The organism is Antiquaquibacter soli (assembly GCF_030580675.1).
GTDB classification, from domain to species: Bacteria; Actinomycetota; Actinomycetes; order Actinomycetales; family Microbacteriaceae; genus Rhodoglobus; species Rhodoglobus soli.
In genome coordinates, this window is the sequence record NZ_JAUQUB010000001.1 from 213,416 (window position 1) to 235,572 (window position 22,157).

The following is a 22,157-nucleotide window of genomic DNA, read 5'->3' on the forward strand; positions in this document are numbered from 1 at the left end:
AGAGAGGACCGATGTCCTCTCCCTACTTAACACTATGAGGCAGGGAGGGGCTTGCCGCAAGGTCCCCCTCGTGGCGCAGAATCGACGACCGTGTCTGCTGCCGCTTCCGTCTTCGCCCTGCCCGACCGCCTCTCCGAGAAGGCCGACCCCCGTCTCATCGCCGCTGACGAGCGGCATTTCGCCACGATCGCGGCGACCCTCGACTCGTCGATCCGCACGGCGAGCGAGCGGCTCCAGCGACTGCTGAGCGCCCCTGGCGGCTGGGGCCAGCGCGCCCTGGAGCGCGACATCGAGGTCCACCGCGTGAGCGCTCGGCTGCGCACGCTGCAGCGGTTCGGCCTCGACGTGTGCCTCGGCCGCATCGTCTCAGGCAGCGGCACCGTGTACATCGGTCGGATCGGGCTCACGGATGACTCGGGCGAGAGCATCCTCGTCGACTGGCGCTCGCCCGCCGCCGAGCCGTTCTTCGGGGCCACCCACGCGAACCCGCTGGGCCTGTCGAGCCGCCGCCGCTACCGCTGGACCCTCGGCCGCATCACCGACTACTGGGACGAGGTGTTCACCGACGAGGTCGCCGGGCACGCCGCGCTCGACGACCAGTCCGCGTTCCTCGCGAGCCTCGGCGGCGCGCGGTCGTCACGAATGCGCGACGTGCTCGGCACGATCCAAGCCGACCAGGATGCGATCATCCGCGCCGGCGCGCACGGCGCTCTCGTCGTCGACGGCGGGCCGGGCACTGGCAAGACGGTCGTCGCCCTGCACCGCACCGCGTACCTGCTGTACTCCGATCAGCGCCTCGCGCGCGGCGGAGTGCTCTTCGTCGGCCCCAATCCCGGGTACCTGGCCTACGTCTCGGACGTGCTGCCGAACCTCGGCGAGGACGGTGTGCAGATCTGCACCCTGCGGGACCTCGTGGCCGAGGGACGCTCGGCGGGGATCGAGGATGACCCGCGAGTGCGCGAGCTCGCGGCATCCGGCGCCCTGGTCGACGCGGTCGAGACCCTCGTCGCCCGCCGTGAGCAGCCGCCGACCCGGGGTCTCGTCGTGGAGACGGACTGGGCCGAGATCGAGGTGACGCCGGACGAGTGGGCCGACGCGTTCGACGCGGCGGATCGCTCGATTCCGCACAACGAGTCGCGCGAGCAGGTCTGGGACGAGCTGCTCGAGCTGCTCTCCTCGCGCAGCGGCGTGCCCGCGGACGCGATTGCCGAGGACGACGCGCTCCGAGCGGCGTTCGACCGGGCGTGGCCGCTGCTCGACCCCGTCGCGCTCGTCGCCGCCCTCCGCTCGGACCCCGCGCTCCTGCGCTCGATCCCGGGGTGGAGCGAGGCCGACATCCGGGCGCTGCAGCGGGAGGACGCCCGGGCCTGGACCGACGTGGACCTCCCCGTGCTCGACGCCGCCCGGCAGCGCATCGGCGACCCCCTCGCCGAGCGTCGCCGCGCCGAGCGCCGTGCCGCCCGAGCCGCCCAGGACGAGGGCTACCAGCAGGTCATCGACACCCTCGTCGCCGCGGCGGACGACGGCGAGGACCTCATCTCGATGTTCCGCCCGGGCGACCTCAAGGAGGTGCTCATCGACGAGACCGCCCTCCCGGTGTCGGCGCCCGACGAGCTCGCCGGCCCCTTCGCCCACATCGTCGTCGACGAGGCGCAGGAGCTCACCGATGCGGAGTGGGGGATGCTCGTGCGCCGCTGCCCCTCGCGCAGCTTCACGATCGTCGGCGACCGTGCCCAGTCCCGCCGTGGCTTCGGCGAGTCGTGGCAGGAGCGCCTCGCGCGGGTCGGCGTGGACCGGGTGACCGTGAGCGAGCTCACCATCAACTACCGCACGCCGGCCGAGGTGATGGCGGCGGCGGAACCGGTCATCCGGGCGGCTGTCCCCGACGCGAACGTGCCGACATCGGTGCGCTCGACGGGGGTCGCGGTGCGGCACGGCTCGCCGGGCGAGTTGGCGGGCATCCTCGACTCCTGGCTCGCGACGCACGCCGACGGCGTCGCGTGCGTCATCGGCGGGCAGGACGCCGGGCCGCGCCCCCGCGTGCGGTCGCTCACCCCGGAGCTGTCGAAGGGGCTCGAGTTCGACCTCGTCGTCCTCGTCGATCCCGAGCGCTGGAGCGCCGTCGACCGGTACGTCGCGATGACCCGGGCCACGCAGGAGCTCGTGATCCTGACGACCCCGTAGCTGGGAAATCAAGCGGTAGCGCCGAGCCCGTCGCCGGTGCGAGCGTGGGAATCCCCGACCGAATGGAGCACCGCATGAGCATCCAGGACCAGCCGGTCGAAGACGGCAGCACCGACGCGACAGACGATGAGAAGCGCGCCGGCATCGTCGAGCAGACGAAGCAGGATGTCTCGGTCGGCCACATCTCCGAAGCGGACTACGACCGCGTTCTCGCCCAACGCCTCGCCGACGCCGGGCTCGAGGCTGAGGACGGCAGCTAACTCGTCAGCCGCGCGTACCGCCGGTTGCGGATGCCGAGGATCGCCGCACCGATGAGGGCGGCGATGAACGACCCGGCGAGCACCCCGACCTTGACGTGGTCGTCGCTCTCGCTCCCGGCGCCGAACGACAGCTCCCCCACGAGGAGCGACACCGTGAAGCCGATTCCGGCGACGAACGACATGCCGATGAGGTCGATCCAGCGCAGTGACGGATCGAGCCGGAGCCCCGGCAGCCTGGTCATGAGGAACGTCGTCCCTGTGATGCCGATCGCCTTGCCGAGCACGAGCCCGACGATGATGCCGATCGCGATCGTGTCGGTGAACGATTCCCGCAGTCCCTCGAGTCCGCCGACCGAGACGCCCGCGGCGAAGAACGCGAACACGGGCACCGCGAACGCCGTCGAGACGACGCCCCAGCGGTCGGCGAAGTGCGCGGCCATCCCGTCGTACAGCGGCTCCCCGTCGGCATCCTTGCCCACCTCGACACGGGCCTTCTCGGTCGCCATGACCGGCACGACGAAGCCGAGCACCACCCCCGCGACCGTCGCGTGGATGCCCGACGCGTGCACGAGCGCCCAGACGAGGATGCCGAGCGGCAGCAGCACCCAGATGCTGCGCACCCCGCGCCGGACGGCGATCGCGAACATCCCGAGAGGGACGATCGCGAGCAGCAGCGGCAGCGGGTCGAGGGAGTCCGTGTAGAAGATCGCGATGATCGAGATCGCGAGCAGGTCGTCCACGACGGCGAGCGTGAGAAGGAACGTGCGCAGCGCCGGCGGCAGGAACCGCCCCACGACGGCGAGTACGGCGATCGCGAACGCGATGTCGGTCGCGGCGGGGATCGCCCAGCCGCGGAGTGCGTCACCGCCCGCCGTGAGGTTGACGAGAACGTAGAAGAGGGCGGGCACGACGACGCCGCCGACCGCGGCCGTGATGGGCAGCGCCGCGGTGCGCGGATTGCGCAGGGCCCCCGCGACGAACTCCTCCTTCAGCTCGAGCCCGACGACGAAGAAGAAGATCGCGAGCAGTCCGTCCGCGGCCCACGCCCCGACGCTGAGGTTGAGGTGGAGCGGCTCCGGGCCGAACGTGAAGTCGCGCACCGCCTCGTACACGGGGGCCGCGGGCGTGTTGGCGAGCACGAGCGCGAGCAGCGTCGCCCCGAGGAGCAGCGCGCCGCCGATCGTGTCGCTCTGCAGTGTCTGGTGGATACCCCGCCATATCGAGTGCGGAGCCTGGTGCTGCGGCGTGGGGTCGGGCTTCGTGCTCATGGTGCGGCCTCCCGGCACGGGTCGGTGGTCGGAGCCGCCGGACTGGGCGGCCCGCCGACCAGGCTTCCCGGCGCACCACTGCCCATTCTACCGGGGGCTAGCCGAGCCGCTTGCTCCCCGTGGGGAGCACCCGGAACCACCGGTAGCCGTACCCGTCGAGCGGGATGCTCAGCTTCCCGCCCTCGCCGGGGGTGAGCGTGCGGCCGTCCACCAGGAGGTCGACGAGCACGTCGTCGGGGCCGGAGTCCGGGAGCACGAAGGAGGTGGTGACGGGGTCGCCGGCGAGGTTGTGGAGGGCGAGCATCCGCCCCTCCCCTCCGCTGACCGTGTGCACGAGCACGGACGCCGAGCCCTGACGCAGGATCTCGAGCTCGCCCCAGCCGAGTTCGGCGGACGCCCGGTAGCGGTGGATGAGGAGCTTCATGAAATGGAGGAGCGAGTCCGGGTCGTGGCGCTGCTCGGAGGCGTTGACGTGGGCCGGGGAGAACCCGTCGTCGGGGATGGCGGCGGCGAGGGCACCCGGGTCGGCGTTGGAGAAGCCGCCGTTGGGGCCGTTCGTCCACTGCATCGGCGTGCGCACCGAGGTGCGGTCGTGCACGCGCGTGTCCTCGCCCATGCCGATCTCCTCGCCGTAGAACAGCACCGGGGTGCCGGGGAGCGAGAACATCAGGCTGTAGACCATGCGGATGCGGCGCGGGTCGCCGCCGAGCATCCCGGGCAGTCGGCGCACGATTCCGCGGCCGTAGACCTGCTGCTGCGGCTCGGGGCCGAACGCGGCGAACACCTCCTGCCGCTCCTCGTCGCTCAGCTTGTCGAGGGTGAGTTCGTCGTGGTTGCGAACGAAGTTCGCCCACTGCGCCTCGACGGCGATGCGCGGGCGCCCGCGGAGCGCCTTCGTGAGGGGCCTCGCGTCGCCGCGCGCGAGCGACAGGTAGAGGTTCTGCATGGCGATGAAGTCGAACTGCATGGTCAGCCCATCGGCGTCGCGGCCGCCGAAGTAGCGCACCTGCTCGCGGTGCGGGAGGTTGGCCTCACCGAGCATGATGGCGTCGCCGGAGCGTCGGCCGAGGAACGCGCGCAGCGACTTCAGGAAGTCGAGCGGGTCCTCGAGGGCGCCCTCCGCGTGCTCCACCCCCGTGGGGTCGATGAGGAACGGCACGGCGTCGACCCGGAATCCCGACACCCCGAGCTCGAGCCAGAACCCCATGATCTTCGCGACCTCGTCGCGCACCTTCGGGTTGGTGACGTTGAGGTCCGGCTGGAACGAGTAGAAGTGGTGCAGGTAGTACTGCCCGGTCGTCTCGTCGAGCTCCCACACGCTGTCCTCGACGTCGGGGAAGACGACATCCTGCTTCCCGCGCGGCGGCGTGTCGCGCCAGACGTAGTAGTCGCGGTACGGGTTGTCCCGGCTCGAGCGCGACTGAACGAACCACGGGTGCTCGTCGGAGGTGTGGTTGACCACGAGGTCGATGATGACGCGGATGCCCCGGTCCCGAGCCATCCGGATCATCTCCACGAAGTCGCCGAAGTTGCCCAGGCGCTCGTCGATCCCGTAGTACTCGGACACGTCGTACCCGTCGTCGCGGCCCGGGCTCGGATAGAAGGGCATGAGCCACAGGCACGTGATGCCGAGCTCGTTGAGGTAGTCCATGCGGTGCGCGAGGCCCTCGAAGTCGCCGACGCCGTCGTCGTTCCAGTCCATGAAGGTCTCGACGTCGAGGCAGTACACGACAGCGGTCTTCCACCACAGGTCGCTCGTGTCGGTGATCCTCACGACAGCACCTCCCGACCGTAGGCCTCGATGAATTCGCGCTGCTGCTGGCCGACGTGGTGCACGTACACGTCGTCGAAGCCCAGATCGAGGGCATCCCGGATGGCTCGGGCGTGCACCTCGAGGTCGGCGGAGACGAGCACGCTCTCGCGCACCCGCTCGGGCGTGACGGTCTCGGACGCCGCGTCGAACCCCTCGACGGAGTCGATGTCCCAGCACAGCGGGGGAGGGAAGACGTTGCTGCGCCACTGGTCGAAGGCGATGTCGAGGGCCTCCTCGTCGCTGGCCGCGTAGCTCACGTGCAGCTGGAGGGCGACGCGGCCCGTGCCGCCGCTGCCGCGGTAGGCCGCAATGACCTCGCGGAGGGCATCCGGTCGCTGGTTCACGGTGATGAGCCCGTCGGCCCACCCGGCGGCCCAGCCTGCGGTCTCGGGGGAGACCGCGGCGGCGAGCAGGGCGGGCGGATGCTCCGGCAGGGTCCACACGCGGGCGCGGTCCACGGTCACGAGCCCGTCGTGGCTGACCTCCTCGCCGTTGAGCAGGGCGCGGATGACGGTCGCGCACTCGAGCAGTCGCCGGTTGCGCAGCTCCTTGCGCGGCCAGCCGCCACCGGTGACGTGCTCGTTCGCCGCCTCGCCGGAGCCGAGCGCGGCCCAGAAACGATCCGGATACATGGCGGCGAGGGTGCCGATCGCTTGCGCGGTTATCGCCGGGTGGTAGCGCTGGCCGGGGGCCGTGACGATGCCGAATCTCAGGCTCGTCGACTGCAGGGCGGCGCCGAGCCACGACCACGCGAACGCGGACTCCCCTTGCCGCTCGCTCCACGGGGCGAGGTGGTCCGAGCACATCGCAGCCGCGAAGCCCGCTTGCTCGGCGCGCTGCACCGCCTCGAGGAGCGCGGTCGGATGCACTTGCTCATGCGACGCGTGGAAACCGATGGCCATGTGGCTTCACGGTAGTTCCGCGCTCCCCGGTTGTCTCGGGGTTGAATCCTCAGGCGGTCGTGGGCTACGCGGTGCGGCGCGAGCGGCGCGCCAGGAGCACGACCGCGCCGCCGGCGAGCAGGAGCAGGGCCGAGCCGATCGCGACCGGGGCGACCTCCGAGCCGGTAGCAGCGAGGGCCGGGCCGGGCTCCGCACCCCAGATCGTGAGGGCTGCGACGAAGATCAGTGCCGCTTCCGTCGTGGTCGACACGTAGACGTCCGACGACGCAAAGGTGCCGGTGAACGGGTCGGCCACCGCCAGGGCGGGGAGCCAGATCTCGCCGAAGAGCTCCTCCGTGCTGACGAAGAGCTTTCCATCACGGTCGAAGTCGGCGGCGAAGACGTCCTCGTCCATGAGGGCGACCTCTTCGACGACGTCGTTCTCGAGGTCGATCGTGAAGGAGTGCGTGGCGCCGCCGATCTCGGCGAAGCCCCACAGCTGCGCGGTGACGACGTCGTTGGCGAGCGCATCGAACTCGATGTAGTCCTCGTCCGTGAGGGTGAGGAAGGGGATGAAGTCGCCGGTGGCGGGGTTGACCTGGCCGACGTAGCTCGTCCCCGGGTCGCCCGGCTGCACGCACGAGATGATGAACGTGCCATTGACGAGGTCGATGCCGCCGCACGAGTCGAGCACGTTGTCGCCGCCGAGGGTGATGGCCTGCGGGTTGCTCACGGTGCCGGTGTTGGCGTCGGCCGTCCAGATCGTGGACTCGCTGTCGAGCTGCCCGATGGCGGCTCCCAGCCCGTCGTCCCCCACCTCGAGGCCGATGATGACCTGGTCCGTCGCCGTGCCCACGGGGGTGGATGCGGCATCGGCCGGGTTCACACCGTAGAACTGGCCCTCCCCGGGGTCGGAGGAGTCGATGTACTCGACGATGGTGATCTTCTGTCCGCTCGCGATGGTTGCGGCGGCCACGGGGGCGGCGACGACGAGCGTTCCGAACGCGAGGGCGGTGGTACCGGCGAGGAGGCCGAGTCCGAGGGACGAGCGCATAGGAGATCCTTCGAATGTGAGCGGAATCCACACAGCCTAATGGAAGTGAGGCGGTTTCCCCTAGAAGCATCTGTCGCCCCCCGCTTGAGGGGTGTCGTGAGAACGCGCGAAGCTGATTCACTGTCGGAATGCGCGGTGGGGTGGTCTGCGGTCCGATGCTCGCTGTCGTCGTGCTGCTCGGCGGCTGCTCCGGGGCGGCTCCCGTCACCGACGCCCAGGCCCGCATCGTCGCGTCATCCTTGACCTCTGCGGCGAAGCTCGCCATCGAGTCGGATGACGACGATCGCCTGTGCGAGGTGCTCGCCGCCGACGTCGGCGTGTGCGAGAACTCGTGGGCGAGTTGGGAGATGCAGAACTCCCCGATGCCCGACCTCGACGCCGTCACGGTCGAGATCGAGGCGGTCGGGGATGGCACGCACCGCCTCACCTTCTCCGGCACCTACGTCGACGGTACGCCCTTCACCAACGAGGTCACCGTGATCGGGACCGCCGACGGACCCCGTGCGGTCGACCCCGTGTTCTGGATCGACGGCTGACCCGAGCAGCTAGAACAGCGTCGGCTGAGGTGCCAACTTGAGGGCGGGCGCCGACCGCATCCGCTCGAACCCCGGCTTGCCGCTGAACCCGTGCCGTCTCTTGATCACCGACACCCGCTCCTTCAGCCACCGCCGGTAGGCCTCGGGTGCCGACGACGATGAGCGGTACATCGCGCGGTACCGCGCGGAGAGCTGCGGATGCTCGCGGTCGATCCACTGCAGGAACCACTCCTTCGCGCCGGGCCGCAAGTGCAGCGCGCCGTAGGTCACCGACGCGGCGCCCGCCTCCCTGATTGCCGCGAACGCGCGGTCGAGGTGGTCGACCGTGTCGGTGAGGTACGGCAGCAGGGGCATCACGAACACGTCGACGTCGAAGCCGGCGTCGGCCGCCGCTCGTACCGTGGCTAGTCGGGCAGCCGTCGTCGGGGTGCCGGGCTCCACCCGCTGCTGCAACTCGTCGTCGTAGACGGCGATCGACATCGCGAGGTGGACAGGCACGCGGTCCGCGGCGGCGACGAGCATCCCGAGATCCCGCCGCAGCAGCGTGCCCTTGGTGAGTATCGAGAATGGAGTGCGGCTGTCGGAGAGCGCCTCGATGATGCCGGGCATCAGCTGGTAGCGCCCCTCCGCCCGCTGGTACGGGTCGGTGTTGGTGCCGAGCGCGACGGGCTGCCGCGACCACTTCGGCTTCGACACCTCCGCGCGCAGCACCTCCGCGACGTTGACCTTGACCACGACCTGGCTGTCGAAATCCTTGCCCGCGTCGAGGTCGAGGTAGGTGTGCGTGTTGCGGGCGAAGCAGTACACGCACGCGTGCGAGCACCCGCGGTAGGGGTTCACGGTCCACTCGAACGGCATGGCGCTCGCCGCCGGCACGCGGTTGAGCGCGCTCTTGGCGAGCACCTCGTGGAACGTCATCCCCGCGAACTCGGGGGTGCGCACGCTGCGCACGAGCCCCGCCATCCCGAACAGACCGGGTGCTGCATCCCCTACCGACTGACCACTCCACCGCATGCGTTCATTAGAACACACGTTCGAGAGTTAATCCACGGGTGCGAGGCCAGCTAGAGCCCCTTACCGCCCGTCACCGGCAGGATCGCGCCAGAGATGTACGACGCCTCGGCGGACGCGAGCAGCACGTACGCCGGCGCGAGCTCGGCGGGCTGCCCGGCGCGGCCGAGCGGAGTGTCCTGGCCGAACGTCGGCAGCTTGTCGGGCCAGCTCGTCGCGGGGATGAGCGGTGTCCAGATCGGCCCCGGTGCTACGGCGTTCACCCGGATTCCCTTCGGCCCGAGCTCCTCCGCGAGAGCCTTCGTGTAGGCGACCTGCGCCGCCTTCGTCATCGCGTAGTCGATGAGCCCGGGCGAGGGGTTGAAGGCCTGGATGGAGGTCGTCGAGATGATCGACGACCCGGGCTGCAGGTGCGGGATCGCCTCGCGACCGAGCCACATCATCGAGTAGATGTTCGTACGGAACACCCGGTCGAACTCCTCCGTCGGGATCGAGTCGAGCCCGTCGCGGTTCTTTTGATACGCGGCGTTGAGCACGAGGATGTCGAGACCGCCGAGGCCCTCGACGGTACGCGCGATCACGTCGACGCAGAACTCCTCGTCGCGCACGTCGCCCGCGAGAGTGAGTGCGGTGCGGCCGGCGTCGGTGACGAGGGCGGCGGTGGACTGGGCATCCTCCTCCTCTTCGGGCATGTGGACGATCGCGACATCCGCACCCTCCCGCGCGAAGGCGATCGCGACGGCGCGACCGATGCCGGAGTCGCCGCCGGTGATGAGGGCGCGCTTGCCGCTCAGGCGGCCCGCGCCCACGTACGTCTCCTCGCCATGGTCGGGCGCCGGTTCGGTCGCCCCGGTGAGGCCGGGCTGCTCCTGCTCCTGCTTCGGGAACGCCTCCGAGCGGTAGCGGCTGCGCGGGTCATCATCGAGTGTCTTGGCCATGAGTTCAAGCCCCTTTCGTGCGCCGGATGCCCGGCTTAACGTGACGGTCTGAAGAAGGAAGGAGATCGGGATGCCCGGACAACGCAACTCGACGCTGAAGGACCCGGAACTCTACGAGGAGCTCCGCGCCGACGGCGCCAGCAAGCAGAAGGCGGCCCGCATCAGCAACGCGGCCGCGAAACGCGGTCGGTCGGCCGTGGGTCGCAAGGGCGGTGAATCCGGTTCGTACGAGGACTGGACCGTGCCCGAGCTGCGCAAGCGGGCCAAGGAGATCGGCCTCACCGGGTACTCGGGCAAGAAGAAGTCCGAGCTGGTCGAGGCGCTCCGAGAGAGCTGACGCCGAGGCTGACGCCAAGCCACGGGAGGCGAGCAGTCTGGGAGGAGTCTGCCCGCCCCCGCGCCTCACCGATCCGGGGAACCCCCGGAGGCGGTGTCGGCCTCGACGTTGCCGCTGGCCTCGCCCGACGTGTTCGCGTCCTCGTCGGGCTGACCGGGCAGGTCGGGGTCGACCGGAGGGGGCGTGAGCGGGGAGTCCGGGTTCGTCGTCTGGTCCGGCTCCTCCGTCGTATCAGGGTCCTGCGTGAACGGGTCGCTCATGATCGCTTCCTTTCCTGTAGTGCGTTCCACGCTAGGTCGGGGCGATCGGACGACACAGGGGTTGACCGCTGCCGGGGCAGGGGAGATACTCGCGACTCTGTGGCGCTGGATCGGTCTGGCACTCTCCTGGGCAGAGTGCTAAAATTGACGTCGGGTCGCGCGGACCCGCGTGACTCTCTCTTCGGGAACGAAAGGAGATTGATCATGTCCAATCCGTTCGATGTTCTGAGCCAGTTCGACCGTCTCGCGTCCAGCGTCTTCGACACTGCTCGAGCTCCTCGGCTGATGCCCGTCGACCTGTTCCGAGACGGCGACCAGTACGTCCTCAGCGCCGACCTGCCGGGCATCGACCCCGGATCGGTCGACCTCGATGTGGACGGCCAGCTGCTCACCATCCGGGCCGAGCGCACTGCGCCGACGAGCGACAACGTCCAGTGGCTCGCCCACGAGCGACCGCACGGGGCGTACATGCGGCAGTTCACCCTCGGCGACGGAGTCGACGTCGACAGGATCACCGCCAACTACGAGCACGGCGTGCTGTCGGTCATCATCCCCATGGCGGAGCGTGCCAAGCCCCGCAAGATCCACGTGGCGTCGTCGTCGGCGGCCCCGAAGGAGGTGAGCGCGTGACTGAATCGAACCGCACCCGTCGCGCGCGCCCGGCGGATCGCTCGGGCCTGCGTCTGCCGATGATCAAGCGGCGCTTCGTGCCAGACCGGCCGACGCGCGTGCGCCGTGCCGCTCCGAACCGGACGCTCGGGGGCCCTCCGCTCGCCGCCGCGTAGCCACCGTCCGAGGCGGCCCGACGTAAGCCGGCCGCCTCGGCGGGCTGCTCACATGCGTCGAGCCTAGGACTCCGGCTCGTCGCGCTCGAGGTTCTCGGGGTCGCTCGCATCCACGAGTCCCACGGTCATCCCGGAGCTCACGAGGATGTCGGCGACCCGCAGCTCGGCTCGCCCGTGGTTGACCCGCAGCCAGCCCGGCGCGCCCGTCTCGAGGATGGCGTCCATGGCCGCTCGCACATCGTCGATGCTCAGGCCGACGATGTACTCCTCGCCGTCGAGGTGGATGATCGTGCGCTTCACTTCTCGACCCCCGGGGGTGTCGGCTCGGGCGAGATGACGAGTCCGCCCGGCGAGTTCGCGAGAGCCATGAGCTCGTCGATCCAGAGCCGATTGATGGCCGGGGGCCGCCCGCCGAAGAACTTGAAGGAGATCGGGATGGCGGGGTGCACCCAGATCACACTGCGTCCGTCGCCAATGGACGCGTCGTCCTTCCAGCTGAAATAGAAGGACTCGTTGCGGCGCAGCTTCGCACCCATCACGATCTGTATGTGCGCGAGCGTGCGGTCGTCGAAGTCCGCGGCGAGCGTCGAGTCGTAGGTCAGGGTCCCCATGGCAATCCATTCTTGCGTACCCCCCAGAGGAGGGGCGAGTCAACCCACTGGTGAAGTTCGCGGGACTGGCTTACCGTCGAGTGAACCACAGAGCTCGGGGCGACGTTCCGGTCGCAGGGGAGCGGAGCGTCTCCTCGGGCTCTGTGGGGCGGAGCGGTCCCCCGAAACCCGCACTCCTGGAGCGTCCAAGGGTCGGCCTCTGAATGAGTCGGGTGGGATGCGCGGCGTCCGCGGGGTGGGGATGAATCGGGCGTCCCCGCCCCGCATCATCGCTACTTCTTCGACACCGAACCCGCGGGAACCGGCCCCGTCGTGACGTCCGGCGGTTCGGGCAGCAGCCGCAGCCCGTCGTTGCTGTTGGCCGCGACCACGAGGGTCTCGAGCCACGCGCGGTTGATCATCGGCTGCCGCGAGCCGAGGAAGTTGAACTGAAGCGGGATGGACGGGTGGAGCCAGATCGTCGAACGGCCGCTCCCGTCCGCCACGTCGTGCTCGAACGAGAGGGCGAAGCTCTCGTCGCGCCGCAGCTTCGCGAGGATCACGATCTTGACGTGGGCGAGGATGCGGTCCTCGATCTCGATCTCCTCCGCGGGTCGCCCGTACAACAGATATCCCACTATGCGTCCTCCCAGCCGAAGTGGCTTCCCTCTCCGGTCGATGGCTTGGCCTTGATGCCGTGCTTATGGCCCGTGACGCGGTCGATCCCCAGTGCGAACTCGACAGTCTCCCCCGTGGGATTCTTCATCGTGACGTGCGCTGACATTCGAGCTGCCGCAAGCGCGACGGTGAGTCGCTCGAGCGCCTCCGCCACGTCGTTGTTCACGGAGAAGGCGCCGTCGTCGTGATGCAGTTCCTTCATTCTGGTCATCCTTGGGGGTCGCGGGTCCCGGGCGCAAGCCCTTGACATGCCCTCGTCTCCACTGCCTAGCGTGGGGGACCAGTCGACCCAGGAGGTCCCATGCAGACCGGACTCACCGCACTCGCGCTCGTGTGCACTCTCACGCCGTCTCCGAAGCCGTCGAGCACGCAGCTCCTCGCCGACCAGTTGCTCGAGGAACTCGCCGCGTGGGGGGTGCAGGGCGACAGCATCCGCACCGTCGACCTCGACATCCGAGCGGGCGTGACCGCCGACGAGGGCGACGGCGACCAGTGGCCGGGCGTGCGCACGCGCATCATCGACGCCGACATCCTCGTCGTGGCCGCGCCGATCTGGATGGGCCACTTGTCGAGCGAGGGCCAGCGGGTGCTCGAGCGACTGGACGCCGAGCTCGGCGTCTACGACGACGAGGGCCGCGCGATCCTCGCCGGCAAGGTCGCCGTCACCGCGATCGTCGGCAACGAGGACGGCGCGCACCACGCCACCGCGGAGCTCTACCAGGGCCTCAACGACGTGGGGTTCACGATCCCCTCGCAGGGCGGCACGTACTGGGTCGGCGAGGCGATGCAGAGTGTCGACTTCCGGGATCTCGACGAGGTGCCCGAGGCGGTGGCGAGCACCACGGCGCTCGTGGCGGCGAACGCGGCGCACCTCGCTTCGGTGCTGCGGGAGCATCCGTACAAGCCGTCTCGAGCTTGACACCCGTCGCGGGGCGCGGCTAGCCTCGACGACGCTATGGAGAGATGAGCCCGTCCGTCCCGCGCTGAGGCAGTGCCCGCGCGGGAGCCGCGTCACTACGACGGGACCCTCCTCTTGCGATCCACCTCTCATCTGCGCGCCACCGCGCTCACGCACGGCTACGCCGACCGCCGCCTCTTCGACGGGTTCGATCTCGTCGTCGACTCCACCGATCGACTCGGTCTCATCGGTGAGAACGGCGCAGGCAAGTCGACACTGCTGCGACTCCTCGCCGGCGCCGAGACCCCGGATGCGGGCACCGTCAGCCGCCCGGACGGCACCGCCCTGCTCTGGCAGGAGGTGCGGCATCCCGGCTCGACGACGGTCGCCGAGCTGCTCGAGTCGGCGCTCGCCGACGTGCGCGCGATCGAGGCCGAGCTCGCCCGAGCGGCGGGAGCCCTCGACGGCTCAGCCGCGGCCGACGACGCCTACGCCCGCGCCCTCGAGTCCGCCGAGCTCGCCGACGTGTGGTCGGCCGATGCCCGCGTCGCCGAGACCCTCGCCGGGCTCGGCGTCGACGGCATCCCGCGCGAGACCACGCTCGACGAGGTGAGCGGCGGCCAGCGCTCGCGCCTCGCGCTCGCCGCCCTGCTGATCTCGCGACCGGCGGCCCTGCTCCTCGACGAACCGACTAATCACCTGGATGACGCGGCCGTCGACTACCTCCGCCGCACCCTCGCCTCCTGGCCGGGGCCCGTCGTCTTCGCGAGCCACGACCGCGCGTTCCTCGACGAGGTTGCGACGAGCCTGCTCGACATCGACCCGGCGCGCTCGGGTGTGACCCGCTACGGCGGCGGGTACTCGGCGTACCTGGAGGCGAAGGCCGCGGAGCGCGCCCGCTGGGAGCAGCAGTTCGCGCTCGAGGGCAAGGAGGTCGCCGCGCTCGAGGTCGCCATCGCCGACCTCCCTCGCACGTTCGGCGTCGACCGCGGGCCGCGCGACAACGACCGGATGGCCTACGGGGTCAAGGGGCACACGATCCAGAAGCAGGTGTCCCGGCGCATCCGCAACGCGCAGGGGCGGCTCGACGACCTCGTCGAGAACCGGGTGGGGGAGCCGCCGCCCGTGCTCGCATTTGCGGGCATCCCCCGGGGCTCTCACGCGCTCGATGACGACGGAGCCGTGCTTGCGCTCTCGGGCGCCGTCGAGGGCCGGCTCGACGTCGACGGGCTCGAGATCGGCGCGAGCGAGCGGATGCTCGTGACCGGCCCCAATGGCGCTGGCAAGTCGACCCTCCTGGGGGTGCTCGCCGGCCGCATCGCCCTCGACCGCGGGGAGCTCTCGCGCCGGCGCGGGCTGCGCGTGGCCATCCTCGACCAGGACGTGCGGTTCGCCGAGCCCCGTCGGTCGGCCAGGTCGACGTTCGAGCGCGCGGTGGGGGAGAGACGATCGGATGCCGTGAGCCTCACCGACCTCGGACTGCTCCCCGCCCACGCCCTCGACCAGCCCGTGGGGGAGCTGTCCATCGGCCAGCAGCGCCGACTCGCTCTCGCCCTCGTCATCGCCCGGCCGCCGCACGTGTTCCTCCTCGACGAGCCCACGAACCACCTGTCGCTCGCCCTCGCAACGGAGCTCGAGGATGCTCTGGGGTCGTACCCCGGCGCGGTGGTCGTGGCGAGCCACGACCGGTGGTTGCGGCGGAGGTGGGACGGTCGGGAGGTGCGGCTGGGGGCGGCGAGGTAGCACGGCCGAGGCATCCGGAGCAACCTCCCAGCCATGATTTCCGGGCCGCTGGTACCCTTTAAGCCGCCTGAAACGCGACTCGCCTATGCATATCTCTCTACCGCAGCTGTTCCGCTCCGAGCCCCGACCGCCCCAGTGGCCGAGTCGGGCGAAGGATCGCATCGCGGTATTCGCCGGCATTGCGGCCTTCTCGCTCATGGCCGTCGCGGCGCTCGCTCCTCCCCCGGGCCCGACCGCGGCTCAGGAGTACCAGGCGTTCCTCGAGGCGAATGCACAGTCGCTCGACGTGCGCGACGGGGTGGTACAGCAGGAGGTCGTGCGCGACGGGTATTCGGCGACCCCGGGCATCCAGACGCTCGCCGCCAGCGGCACGAACTACGACTGGGCGAAGATGGTGCTCCTCATGGCGGGGCTGCCGATGTCGGAGAACAACGTCACGGTGTTCACCCGGTGGATGCGCCAGGAGAACTACGTCGACGCGTGGTGGAACCGTAACAACCCCCTCAACAACGGGTGGGGGTCCGGCGGGGGCGGCGGCCTCGGCAGCTACGACTCCCTGGTGATCGCCGCGGAGAATGCGGCGGAAGCGCTGCTCACCAACGGGGGCTACTCGGGCATCGTGGCGGCGTTCGCGGCCGATTCCCCGACCTCGGTGACGGAGGCGGCGATCTGGGCCTCACCGTGGGCGACGGGCCACTACAACAACGGCGCGCACTGGTCGTACGCGGAGGTGCCGGTCATCACGGCGCCTGCCGACGCCTGGCAGTAGCGGTCTGATTAACGGCGGAAGCCGCCGCCGGAGCTGCCTCCGACGACGGCCTCCTGGGGTCCGTCCGTGTGCGTGCGCATTGCTGCTACCGCACCGGGGTGAGCAGTCGCAGCGACCGCTCGGCCTGACGCTCGCGAGCCAGTCGCGCGAGCTGCTGCTCGACACGGTTGGCCCGACGCTCGCGCGATTCGAGCGGGAGAGGCCGGCGGCCCCACTTGATGAGCGCGATGCCCACGTGCAGGGCGATCCGATCGACGAGGCCGACGCGGCGCGCGGGGCGCTCGGTTTGCTCCTCGACTATGGGCGGGTGGGTCGGACGAATCAACGTCTCGTTCATGGTTGGTGTGTTCCTCACAGTGCAGTGCATCCGATGTGGGGATGCACGAGCCGATGCCGCTCGTGGCGGCGGATGGGGGTCGACCCGAACAGGGTCGTGGGGTGGCTGGCCCGGGAACGCGCAGACGACTGCGCGGGGAGGGCCTGAGGCTTCGTGAGCGTCGCCACCGTCGTGATCGGTGGCTGTTCGCTAGCCGATCAGGCGGTGAGGACGCCGACGAAGCCGGCGGGCGTAAAGCGGGTCATTCCCGCGGTCTTGCGAATAAACACGGCCGGTCTCCTTTCGTCTGTAGTGGCGTGAGCTACACCGTAGTGAAACCCGGGCGTGTCGCGCCACCGGGTCGCGGGGTGTCTGCGGCGTTCGTTACCGTGATGTTATGCGGTGGGCGTGCGGGGTCGTGGCGGCGGTGGTCGTCGTGGGCTTGGCGGGGTGCATCCCCCAGCCCCGCGATGAGCAGGGCCGGCTCATCGTGCCGGTGAGCGTCGACTTCGCTGAGGTGTCGGACGGCTACTTGCGCGCCGGCGGCCAGGTGCTCGGGGTCATCGAGGACGGCGGCACGTGCTCGTTCACGTTCTACGGTGCCGGGGGTGGGGCATCCCGGCTGACATCGTCGGGGCACGGGGGCGTGAGCAGCACGGAGTGCGACGACGTGGATGAGCCGATCGCGACGCTCTTCCCGGGGGAGTACGAGCTCGTGCTCCGGTACAGTTCGGAGGACTCGGTCGGCGAGAGCGAGCCGTTCCCGCTGACGATCCCGGAGCACTGAATGAACCCGTCCCGCGCCGCGGTCGGCGCGAGCGCCGTCGTCGTGCTCGGCCTGGTCTGCCAGGAGGTGGGTGCGGCGATCGCGGTGACGCTGTTCCCGGCGGTCGGGCCGATCGGCATGGTTACGCTGCGACTGGTGTTCTCGGCGGCGGTGCTGCTGATCGTGTTCCGACCGTCGCTGCGCGGCCGCTCGCGCGGCGACTGGATGACCGTGCTCGCGTTCGGGCTCGTGCTTGCGGCAATGAACGCGATGTTCTACCTGTCGCTCACGCGACTCGACCTCGGGGTCGCCCTGACGCTCGAGATCCTGGGGCCGCTCGTGCTGTCCGTGGTGACGGCGCGGCGGGCATCCGCGTGGCTGTGGGCGGCGCTCGCGTTCGCGGGGGTGGCGATCCTGGGGCTCGCGGGGGCGAGCGAGCTCGACCCACTCGGCGCGGTGCTCGCGCTCGGGGCGGGCTCGGCGTGGGTGGCGTACATCCTGCTGTCGGCCCGCACGGGGGCGCGCTTCGGGCGGCTCGACGGGCTGGCGCTCGCGATGGCGGTCGGTGCGGTGGCGATCCTGCCGTTCGGGGCTGTCACCACGGGGGCGACTCTCGTGCAGCCGGGCATCCTGCTGCTGGGCCTGGCAGTGGCGCTGCTGTCGTCGGCGATACCGTACGGGCTGGAGCTGCTCGCGCTGCGCCGGCTGCCGGCGTCGACGTTCTCTATCCTGCTGTCGCTCGCGCCGGCGCTCGCCGCGCTCGCCGGGTTGGTGATCCTCGGTCAGCAGCTGTCGCTGTGGGACTGGCTCGCGATCGTGCTCGTGGTGATCGCGTCGATGGGTGCGGTGAGGGCCGCGACGCGCGCCGCTCGACCGCCGGTCGACCCGACCCCCTGACGTGCTGGTATAGTAATCCGGTTGGCTTTTCGCCAGCATGCGCCCGTAGCTCAATGGATAGAGCATCTGACTACGGATCAGAAGGTTAGGGGTTCGAGTCCCTTCGGGCGCACCAAACGAAAGAAGACCTCCGCACAGCGGGGGTCTTCTTTCGTTTGGTGGCCCTACTGTGACCGGACCACCGGGGTCCCCGCCGCGCCGGTTCCGACGCGTCGCCCGGCGCGGCTGGCAGGATGCCGGTTCTCGAGTACGTCGTACCCGGGCCGCCTCGGCGGCCCGGCGATCTCACCGCGACGTGGTGGCCGTGCCGGTGGGGCGTCGAGTCCCTTCGGGCGCTCGGCTTCCGCGTTACCCCGAATTGGGGTGGCCGCAACATGAATACCTTCCACTATTCTCCCGGTAACCGGAGGGAGATGCGATGGCGAACGAACCCGGATGGCTGCCCGATCCCTACGACAGCACCCGGCTCCGCTGGTGGGACGGCGAGCGATGGTCCCTCCACGTTGCCCGAGGCCGCACGGTGACCACCGCTCCTCTCGAGGTTGTGCCCGCTCCGCCCCGTCGACGCATCCCCGTCTGGGGCTGGCTGCTGATCATCCTCGCTGCGCTCATCGTCGTCTTCGGGATCCCGCGGCTGGGGCTCGCGGTCGCCCTCGTCGTTCTCGTCACGGCGCTCATCGCCCTCGGGAGGTCCACCCCTACGTGGCTGCGCCTTCGTTCCCGCACGGCGGCGGGAGCCGCAGTCGCCGGCGCGGCCGCGGTCGCCCTGGTGACCTTCGCTCTCATCGCCACGCCAGGACCGAGTCAGCAGCAGGCGACCACCGGTGCGGTCCCGTTGGTATCGAGTGACGACGGCGCGGACACGGCGGAACCAGAGTCCACGTTCCGCGAGGAGACCGTGACGGAGACAATCCCTTTCGGCGCCTCGACGGTCGAGGACCCGAATCTCCCGAGTGGCCAGAGCCAGGTCACGACGGCCGGACAGGCGGGCGAGCGCACACTGACCTACCGCGTCGAGTACATCGACGGACGCGAGGTCGACCGCGAGCTCGTCTCGGACGTCGTCACCCGCGAGCCGGTCACTGAGGTCACGGCTGTCGGCACCTATGTCGCGCCGCCTCCGCCCGCTTATGAGGCGTCTGGCTGCGATCCAAACTACGCCGACGCATGCGTTCCTCTCTCCAGCGATGTCGATTGCGCGTGGGGCACGGGCGATGGGCCGGCGTACTTCGACGGCGTCGCGAGGGTCGTCGGTACCGACGTGTACGACCTCGACCGTGACAACGACGGGTACGCGTGCGAGCAGTAGATGCCCGAATGCTGTGACCCGGCTCGTCCCTAGCCCAACCCCAGCAGCTTTCCGTTCTTCGCGAGCTCCGGGTCGGTGCACGAGGTCAGGTCGAAGCAGCAGGGTCGACGGCTGCCCTTGCGGAGCTTGTCGATGGAGACCTCGATGCGCTTGGCCCGCGTCTCGGGGTTCTTCGTGGCACCTACCCAGCGCACACACTCCCAGCGGGCCATGGGGGTGATGTCGTGCCAGTCGTCGTCGATGTCGGGTGCGGCGGCGAGGGCGGCCGCGAGGTCGGCAGGAATGGATGGCTCGGGCCACTCCGCTGCCGCCCGCAGCGACACGGAGACTCGGTCTCCCTCGGCGAACGCCGGCAGCGCAAGCCAGTGCCCCTTCGCCCCGTCCGGTTCGATGACGGTCGTGATTGGGGTGCCGTTGAGCGTGCCCGTGGCAGCCACCTGGCCGCGCGACGGGAGCGACGCGCTCGCGGCATCCGTCAATCTCACGAGGGGCCGACCCGCGACCTACGTTTCTCGGGCGCTCGCGGGCAGGGGCTCAGTAGTGGTCGCGGGCCTGCAGGATGACGATGTGGTTGTCGGTCACGAGGTAGACGAGTCGGTTGGCGTCGTCGATGCGGCGAGACCACGCGCCCGAGAGGATGTGCTTGAGCGGTTCGGGCTTGCCGGGTCCGGTGAACGGGTCTCGCAGGACATCCTGAATCAGGGCGTTCACGCGACGCAGGGTCTTGCGGTCCTGTGTCTGCCAGTAGGTGTAGTCCTCCCACCCGTCGCGGTCGAAGGCGAGCTGGCGGCTCACGCCTCGAGCAGGTCGTGAGACTCGAACTCGCCGCGCCGGGCGCGCTCGAGCGCGGCGAGGAGGCGCTCGGCGCCCTTCGCGTTGCGCAGCAGGTAGGCCGTCTCGGTGATGGCGTCGAAGTCGTCCTTCGAGATGAGAACTGCGTTGCCGTGCTTGGACACGACCTCGACCGGCGCGTGGTCCTCGTTGACTTGCTGGATGAGCCCGAAGAGGTTCTTCCGGGCGTCCGTCGCGGTGATCGCGGCCATGCGGACTCCTTCATAGTGGTACGGGATAGCGTACCACTGTGCGCCTGGTCGACAGGCCGGTCTAACTGGCCCCGTCAGCTGACCACCATCGAGCACCCCGGCGCGACGCTCCCGTCGAACGCTTCCGAGAAGAACCGCTGCAGCGGCGACCCCTCGAAGACGAGCTCGTCGCCGGCGATCGACTTCGCCGCGATCTCGCCCGGGATGGAGAAGTGGGTGGCGGGTGAGTCCACCCCGCCGATGCCGGCCGCGGCGACGCCGTGCAGCGTCAGCGACGAGGTGCCGTCGATGCAATACAGCGGCTCGAGCGAGTCGTAGAGGGCACGGGTCATGCAGTTCGCGGCATCCGGGATATGGTCGCCGGCGCCGCCCGCGGGCTGGCAGTGGATGATGTCATCCGCGAGTCCCTGGGCGAGGAACAGCGGCACGGGCTGGCCGTCGGAGAGGGGCACCTTCGGGAAGGGGTTGCTGCCGAGCGGGCCGGGCAGGTTGTAGAGCATCCACGCGCACCACGTCGCGAGGCCCTCGGTGGGCGGCGCCGCGCACGTCGCGTCGAGGCCGCCGCGGAAGAACTCGCCCGAGCGGTAGCCGGCGGGCAGGTTCCAGATCTCGGGCACCACCATCGGGTTCGCGGACGCGTCGCCGTACTTCTCCACCGCCGACTGAACGGCCCCCGCGGATGACCGGCGCAGGCACAGCTCCTTGACGGTCGCGACGGTCTGCGCGCCCTCCGCGGTAGCGATCGCGTCGAGCTGCACCCCGCCCGCGGTCAGCGGGTACGCGGGGAACGCGGCGTCGGCGGCGGGCGCGGGGCCGTCGGCGAGGGCATCCCACGCACCGAAGATGTAGGAGAACAGGGCCGGCCCGATCTGCATCTGCAGGGCCGCCACGGGCAGGTCGAGCCCGATGTTCTTGTGCATCTCCCAGTCGGCGAGGCCGTCGCCCGCCACCACGCCGGGCTGCCCGGGCTGGGTGATGAAGTTGCTCGCCGGGGCGAGGGCGGCGACCCCGCGCAGGGTCAGGTCGGCGACCGGGCCGCTCGGGTGCGTCGCCGCGAGGTAGCTGTCGAAGAGCTGGCCGGCCCAGAGGGCGGCGTGCCCGCCCTGCGAGTGGCCCCAGATCACGGCGTCGTATTTCGTCGGGGCATCCGCGAACGTCGAGTCGACGAGCTGGGTGGCGGCGCGCGCCGCATCCAGGATCGCGGATGCCTCCGTCTTGCCGACCACGTACGTCGAGTCGGGCGCGTAGTCGGCGGCGGCGACGACCCACCCCTGGTCGACCGCGAACTGCAGGAGACCGTCGGATGCCTCGCCCTCGCGCTTGCTCAGGTCGGCACCCCACGCGACCGCACCGATGCCTCCGGGCATGGGACCCCACAGGCCGACGGCGGGGTCGCTCGAGGGCAGGCAGTCCTGCGCGATGCCGACGGTTCCGTGCGACCAGTTCAGGATGCGCGCCCTCCCGTCGACCACGGCGGGACCGGCAGCGGGTGCCGTGACGGTGCCGCAGACGAGCTGCAGGTCGGTCTCGTCGACGCCGGTGGTGACGTAGAGGATGCGCCACGAGCGCGCGCCAACCGGGTAGCTGGCGTCGCCGGTGGGGGTGATCTCGAGCGAGTCGACGACGTCGCCGGGGCCGAGTCCATCGGGCACGGCGGTGCCGACGCGGTTCTCGCACGGCTGGGTGCTCGCGGCGGTGGGCGTGGGGCTGGGCGTCGGGGCGGGCGGTGCCGTGCACGCGCCGAGGCTCACGGCGAGCACGGCGGCGAGGGCGAGAGCGGGGCCGAGGAGTTCGGGTCTCCGGCGGGTCATGGGTTCATCG

General features: G+C 70.2%; 28 protein-coding genes and 1 tRNA gene. 13 read left to right on the plus strand and 16 right to left on the minus strand.

Features of this window, described 5'->3' with window-relative positions; genetic code table 11:
• Positions 1–90: 90 nt before the first annotated feature.
• Positions 91–2,184, plus strand: a complete 2,094-nt coding sequence (gene helR / locus Q5716_RS00990) for an RNA polymerase recycling motor ATPase HelR (protein WP_305001225.1) — start codon at positions 91–93, stop codon at positions 2,182–2,184.
• 74 nt (positions 2,185–2,258) lie between these two features.
• Positions 2,259–2,444: a hypothetical protein gene (locus Q5716_RS00995; protein ID WP_305001226.1), complete on the plus strand. Its 186-nt coding sequence runs from the start codon at positions 2,259–2,261 to the stop codon at positions 2,442–2,444.
• Here the strand turns inward: Q5716_RS00995 and nhaA are convergent.
• The 4 genes from nhaA to Q5716_RS01015 all read right to left on the minus strand — a co-directional run bounded on the left by nhaA (position 2,441) and on the right by Q5716_RS01015 (position 7,460).
• A complete protein-coding gene (nhaA, locus tag Q5716_RS01000) occupies positions 2,441–3,712 on the minus strand; it encodes a Na+/H+ antiporter NhaA (RefSeq protein ID WP_305001227.1) in 1,272 nt (423 codons plus the stop codon). The two genes, Q5716_RS00995 and nhaA, sit on opposite strands and share 4 nt — an antisense overlap.
• A 97-nt stretch (positions 3,713–3,809) precedes the next feature.
• A complete protein-coding gene (locus tag Q5716_RS01005) occupies positions 3,810–5,486 on the minus strand; it encodes an alpha-amylase family protein (protein WP_305001228.1) in 1,677 nt (558 codons plus the stop codon).
• Entirely contained in the window at positions 5,483–6,427 is a 945-nt protein-coding gene (locus tag Q5716_RS01010; RefSeq protein ID WP_305001229.1) for a TIGR03885 family FMN-dependent LLM class oxidoreductase, read from the minus strand. Before Q5716_RS01010 ends, Q5716_RS01005 begins: the two co-directional genes overlap by 4 nt.
• A 64-nt stretch (positions 6,428–6,491) precedes the next feature.
• Positions 6,492–7,460, minus strand: a complete 969-nt coding sequence (locus tag Q5716_RS01015; protein ID WP_305001230.1) for an LAVTG motif-containing sortase-dependent surface protein — start codon at positions 7,458–7,460, stop codon at positions 6,492–6,494.
• 140 nt (positions 7,461–7,600) lie between these two features.
• On the opposite strand from Q5716_RS01015, the gene Q5716_RS01020 reads away from it, so the two are divergent.
• The gene (locus tag Q5716_RS01020; RefSeq protein WP_305001231.1) at positions 7,601–7,996 is read left to right on the plus strand and encodes a hypothetical protein; all 396 of its coding nucleotides are present in this window, start codon (positions 7,601–7,603) and stop codon (positions 7,994–7,996) included.
• Positions 7,997–8,005: 9 nt separating this feature from the next.
• Here the strand turns inward: Q5716_RS01020 and Q5716_RS01025 are convergent, their stop codons facing one another.
• Entirely contained in the window at positions 8,006–9,010 is a 1,005-nt protein-coding gene (locus Q5716_RS01025; protein ID WP_305001232.1) for an Rv2578c family radical SAM protein, read from the minus strand.
• A gap of 50 nt (positions 9,011–9,060) precedes the next feature.
• A complete protein-coding gene (locus Q5716_RS01030; RefSeq protein ID WP_305001233.1) occupies positions 9,061–9,945 on the minus strand; it encodes an SDR family oxidoreductase in 885 nt (294 codons plus the stop codon).
• Between the two features lie 70 nt (positions 9,946–10,015).
• Between Q5716_RS01030 and Q5716_RS01035 the strand changes: the two genes are divergently transcribed.
• The gene (locus Q5716_RS01035; RefSeq protein WP_305001234.1) at positions 10,016–10,282 is read left to right on the plus strand and encodes a DUF7218 family protein; all 267 of its coding nucleotides are present in this window, start codon (positions 10,016–10,018) and stop codon (positions 10,280–10,282) included.
• A gap of 65 nt (positions 10,283–10,347) precedes the next feature.
• Here the strand turns inward: Q5716_RS01035 and Q5716_RS01040 are convergent, their stop codons facing one another.
• The gene (locus Q5716_RS01040; protein WP_305001235.1) at positions 10,348–10,542 is read right to left on the minus strand and encodes a hypothetical protein; all 195 of its coding nucleotides are present in this window, start codon (positions 10,540–10,542) and stop codon (positions 10,348–10,350) included.
• A gap of 204 nt (positions 10,543–10,746) precedes the next feature.
• Between Q5716_RS01040 and Q5716_RS01045 the strand changes: the two genes are divergently transcribed.
• Both Q5716_RS01045 and Q5716_RS01050 read left to right on the plus strand, forming a co-directional pair.
• Positions 10,747–11,172: an Hsp20/alpha crystallin family protein gene (locus tag Q5716_RS01045; protein ID WP_305001236.1), complete on the plus strand. Its 426-nt coding sequence runs from the start codon at positions 10,747–10,749 to the stop codon at positions 11,170–11,172.
• Entirely contained in the window at positions 11,169–11,327 is a 159-nt protein-coding gene (locus Q5716_RS01050; protein ID WP_305001237.1) for a hypothetical protein, read from the plus strand. Before Q5716_RS01045 ends, Q5716_RS01050 begins: the two co-directional genes overlap by 4 nt.
• 63 nt (positions 11,328–11,390) lie before the next feature.
• Here Q5716_RS01050 and Q5716_RS01055 read toward each other — a convergent pair whose 3' ends face one another.
• The 4 genes from Q5716_RS01055 to Q5716_RS01070 form a co-directional block, all read right to left on the minus strand.
• Positions 11,391–11,627 carry a hypothetical protein gene (locus tag Q5716_RS01055; RefSeq protein ID WP_305001238.1) on the minus strand — a complete coding sequence of 79 codons (237 nt, stop codon included), beginning with the start codon at positions 11,625–11,627 and terminating at the stop codon, positions 11,391–11,393.
• Positions 11,624–11,938, minus strand: coding sequence for a DUF7882 family protein (locus Q5716_RS01060; RefSeq protein ID WP_305001239.1), 315 nt, complete (start codon positions 11,936–11,938; stop codon positions 11,624–11,626). The genes Q5716_RS01055 and Q5716_RS01060 overlap by 4 nt, the downstream gene beginning before the upstream one ends.
• A gap of 272 nt (positions 11,939–12,210) precedes the next feature.
• Positions 12,211–12,555, minus strand: a complete 345-nt coding sequence (locus Q5716_RS01065; protein ID WP_305001240.1) for a DUF7882 family protein — start codon at positions 12,553–12,555, stop codon at positions 12,211–12,213.
• A complete protein-coding gene (locus tag Q5716_RS01070) occupies positions 12,555–12,797 on the minus strand; it encodes a hypothetical protein (protein ID WP_305001241.1) in 243 nt (80 codons plus the stop codon). Before Q5716_RS01070 ends, Q5716_RS01065 begins: the two co-directional genes overlap by 1 nt.
• Positions 12,798–12,896: 99 nt before the next feature.
• Here Q5716_RS01070 and Q5716_RS01075 point away from each other — a divergent pair, with 99 nt between their 5' ends.
• From Q5716_RS01075 to Q5716_RS01085, 3 genes are all read left to right on the plus strand, one after another.
• Complete coding sequence (locus Q5716_RS01075) at positions 12,897–13,514, plus strand: flavodoxin family protein (RefSeq protein WP_305001242.1); 618 nt, start codon at positions 12,897–12,899, stop codon at positions 13,512–13,514.
• A 72-nt stretch (positions 13,515–13,586) separates the two neighbouring features.
• Positions 13,587–15,236: an ABC-F family ATP-binding cassette domain-containing protein gene (locus Q5716_RS01080; protein ID WP_305001243.1), complete on the plus strand. Its 1,650-nt coding sequence runs from the start codon at positions 13,587–13,589 to the stop codon at positions 15,234–15,236.
• Between the two features lie 85 nt (positions 15,237–15,321).
• The gene (locus Q5716_RS01085; RefSeq protein ID WP_305001244.1) at positions 15,322–16,005 is read left to right on the plus strand and encodes a hypothetical protein; all 684 of its coding nucleotides are present in this window, start codon (positions 15,322–15,324) and stop codon (positions 16,003–16,005) included.
• Between the two features lie 85 nt (positions 16,006–16,090).
• On the opposite strand, the gene Q5716_RS01090 is transcribed toward Q5716_RS01085, so the two are convergent.
• Positions 16,091–16,342 (minus strand): hypothetical protein, encoded by a 252-nt coding sequence (locus Q5716_RS01090; RefSeq protein WP_305001245.1) that lies wholly within the window; start codon positions 16,340–16,342, stop codon positions 16,091–16,093.
• A gap of 376 nt (positions 16,343–16,718) precedes the next feature.
• Between Q5716_RS01090 and Q5716_RS01095 the strand changes: the two genes are divergently transcribed.
• The 4 genes from Q5716_RS01095 (at position 16,719) to Q5716_RS01110 (ending at position 19,293) form a co-directional block, all read left to right on the plus strand.
• Positions 16,719–17,108 carry a hypothetical protein gene (locus Q5716_RS01095; RefSeq protein WP_305001246.1) on the plus strand — a complete coding sequence of 130 codons (390 nt, stop codon included), beginning with the start codon at positions 16,719–16,721 and terminating at the stop codon, positions 17,106–17,108.
• Positions 17,109–17,984: an EamA family transporter gene (locus Q5716_RS01100; RefSeq protein WP_305001247.1), complete on the plus strand. Its 876-nt coding sequence runs from the start codon at positions 17,109–17,111 to the stop codon at positions 17,982–17,984.
• 39 nt (positions 17,985–18,023) lie between these two features.
• Positions 18,024–18,099: transfer RNA gene (locus Q5716_RS01105), tRNA-Arg, on the plus strand.
• 303 nt (positions 18,100–18,402) lie between these two features.
• Entirely contained in the window at positions 18,403–19,293 is an 891-nt protein-coding gene (locus Q5716_RS01110) for a G5 domain-containing protein (RefSeq protein ID WP_305001248.1), read from the plus strand.
• A 29-nt stretch (positions 19,294–19,322) separates the two neighbouring features.
• On the opposite strand, the gene Q5716_RS01115 is transcribed toward Q5716_RS01110, so the two are convergent.
• From Q5716_RS01115 to Q5716_RS01130, 4 genes are all read right to left on the minus strand, one after another.
• Positions 19,323–19,778, minus strand: a complete 456-nt coding sequence (locus Q5716_RS01115) for a YdeI/OmpD-associated family protein (RefSeq protein ID WP_305001249.1) — start codon at positions 19,776–19,778, stop codon at positions 19,323–19,325.
• 49 nt (positions 19,779–19,827) lie between these two features.
• A complete protein-coding gene (locus Q5716_RS01120) occupies positions 19,828–20,088 on the minus strand; it encodes a Txe/YoeB family addiction module toxin (protein ID WP_305001250.1) in 261 nt (86 codons plus the stop codon).
• Positions 20,085–20,336, minus strand: a complete 252-nt coding sequence (locus tag Q5716_RS01125) for a type II toxin-antitoxin system Phd/YefM family antitoxin (RefSeq protein ID WP_305001251.1) — start codon at positions 20,334–20,336, stop codon at positions 20,085–20,087. Before Q5716_RS01125 ends, Q5716_RS01120 begins: the two co-directional genes overlap by 4 nt.
• 74 nt (positions 20,337–20,410) lie before the next feature.
• Positions 20,411–22,147, minus strand: coding sequence for a lipase family protein (locus Q5716_RS01130; protein ID WP_305001252.1), 1,737 nt, complete (start codon positions 22,145–22,147; stop codon positions 20,411–20,413).
• Positions 22,148–22,157 lie beyond the last annotated feature (10 nt).

Coding starts and splice junctions, on each gene's coding strand:
- Q5716_RS00995 (WP_305001226.1), top strand. CDS start 2,259: ATGAGCATCCAGGACCAGCCGGTCGAAGACGGCAGCACCGACGCGACA.
- nhaA (WP_305001227.1), bottom strand. CDS start 3,712: ATGAGCACGAAGCCCGACCCCACGCCGCAGCACCAGGCTCCGCACTCG.
- Q5716_RS01010 (WP_305001229.1), bottom strand. CDS start 6,427: ATGGCCATCGGTTTCCACGCGTCGCATGAGCAAGTGCATCCGACCGCG.
- Q5716_RS01015 (WP_305001230.1), bottom strand. CDS start 7,460: ATGCGCTCGTCCCTCGGACTCGGCCTCCTCGCCGGTACCACCGCCCTC.
- Q5716_RS01025 (WP_305001232.1), bottom strand. CDS start 9,010: ATGCGGTGGAGTGGTCAGTCGGTAGGGGATGCAGCACCCGGTCTGTTC.
- Q5716_RS01030 (WP_305001233.1), bottom strand. CDS start 9,945: ATGGCCAAGACACTCGATGATGACCCGCGCAGCCGCTACCGCTCGGAG.
- Q5716_RS01035 (WP_305001234.1), top strand. CDS start 10,016: ATGCCCGGACAACGCAACTCGACGCTGAAGGACCCGGAACTCTACGAG.
- Q5716_RS01040 (WP_305001235.1), bottom strand. CDS start 10,542: ATGAGCGACCCGTTCACGCAGGACCCTGATACGACGGAGGAGCCGGAC.
- Q5716_RS01045 (WP_305001236.1), top strand. CDS start 10,747: ATGTCCAATCCGTTCGATGTTCTGAGCCAGTTCGACCGTCTCGCGTCC.
- Q5716_RS01060 (WP_305001239.1), bottom strand. CDS start 11,938: ATGGGGACCCTGACCTACGACTCGACGCTCGCCGCGGACTTCGACGAC.
- Q5716_RS01070 (WP_305001241.1), bottom strand. CDS start 12,797: ATGAAGGAACTGCATCACGACGACGGCGCCTTCTCCGTGAACAACGAC.
- Q5716_RS01075 (WP_305001242.1), top strand. CDS start 12,897: ATGCAGACCGGACTCACCGCACTCGCGCTCGTGTGCACTCTCACGCCG.
- Q5716_RS01085 (WP_305001244.1), top strand. CDS start 15,322: ATGCATATCTCTCTACCGCAGCTGTTCCGCTCCGAGCCCCGACCGCCC.
- Q5716_RS01090 (WP_305001245.1), bottom strand. CDS start 16,342: ATGAACGAGACGTTGATTCGTCCGACCCACCCGCCCATAGTCGAGGAG.
- Q5716_RS01095 (WP_305001246.1), top strand. CDS start 16,719: ATGCGGTGGGCGTGCGGGGTCGTGGCGGCGGTGGTCGTCGTGGGCTTG.
- Q5716_RS01100 (WP_305001247.1), top strand. CDS start 17,109: ATGAACCCGTCCCGCGCCGCGGTCGGCGCGAGCGCCGTCGTCGTGCTC.
- Q5716_RS01110 (WP_305001248.1), top strand. CDS start 18,403: ATGGCGAACGAACCCGGATGGCTGCCCGATCCCTACGACAGCACCCGG.
- Q5716_RS01125 (WP_305001251.1), bottom strand. CDS start 20,336: ATGGCCGCGATCACCGCGACGGACGCCCGGAAGAACCTCTTCGGGCTC.
- Q5716_RS01130 (WP_305001252.1), bottom strand. CDS start 22,147: ATGACCCGCCGGAGACCCGAACTCCTCGGCCCCGCTCTCGCCCTCGCC.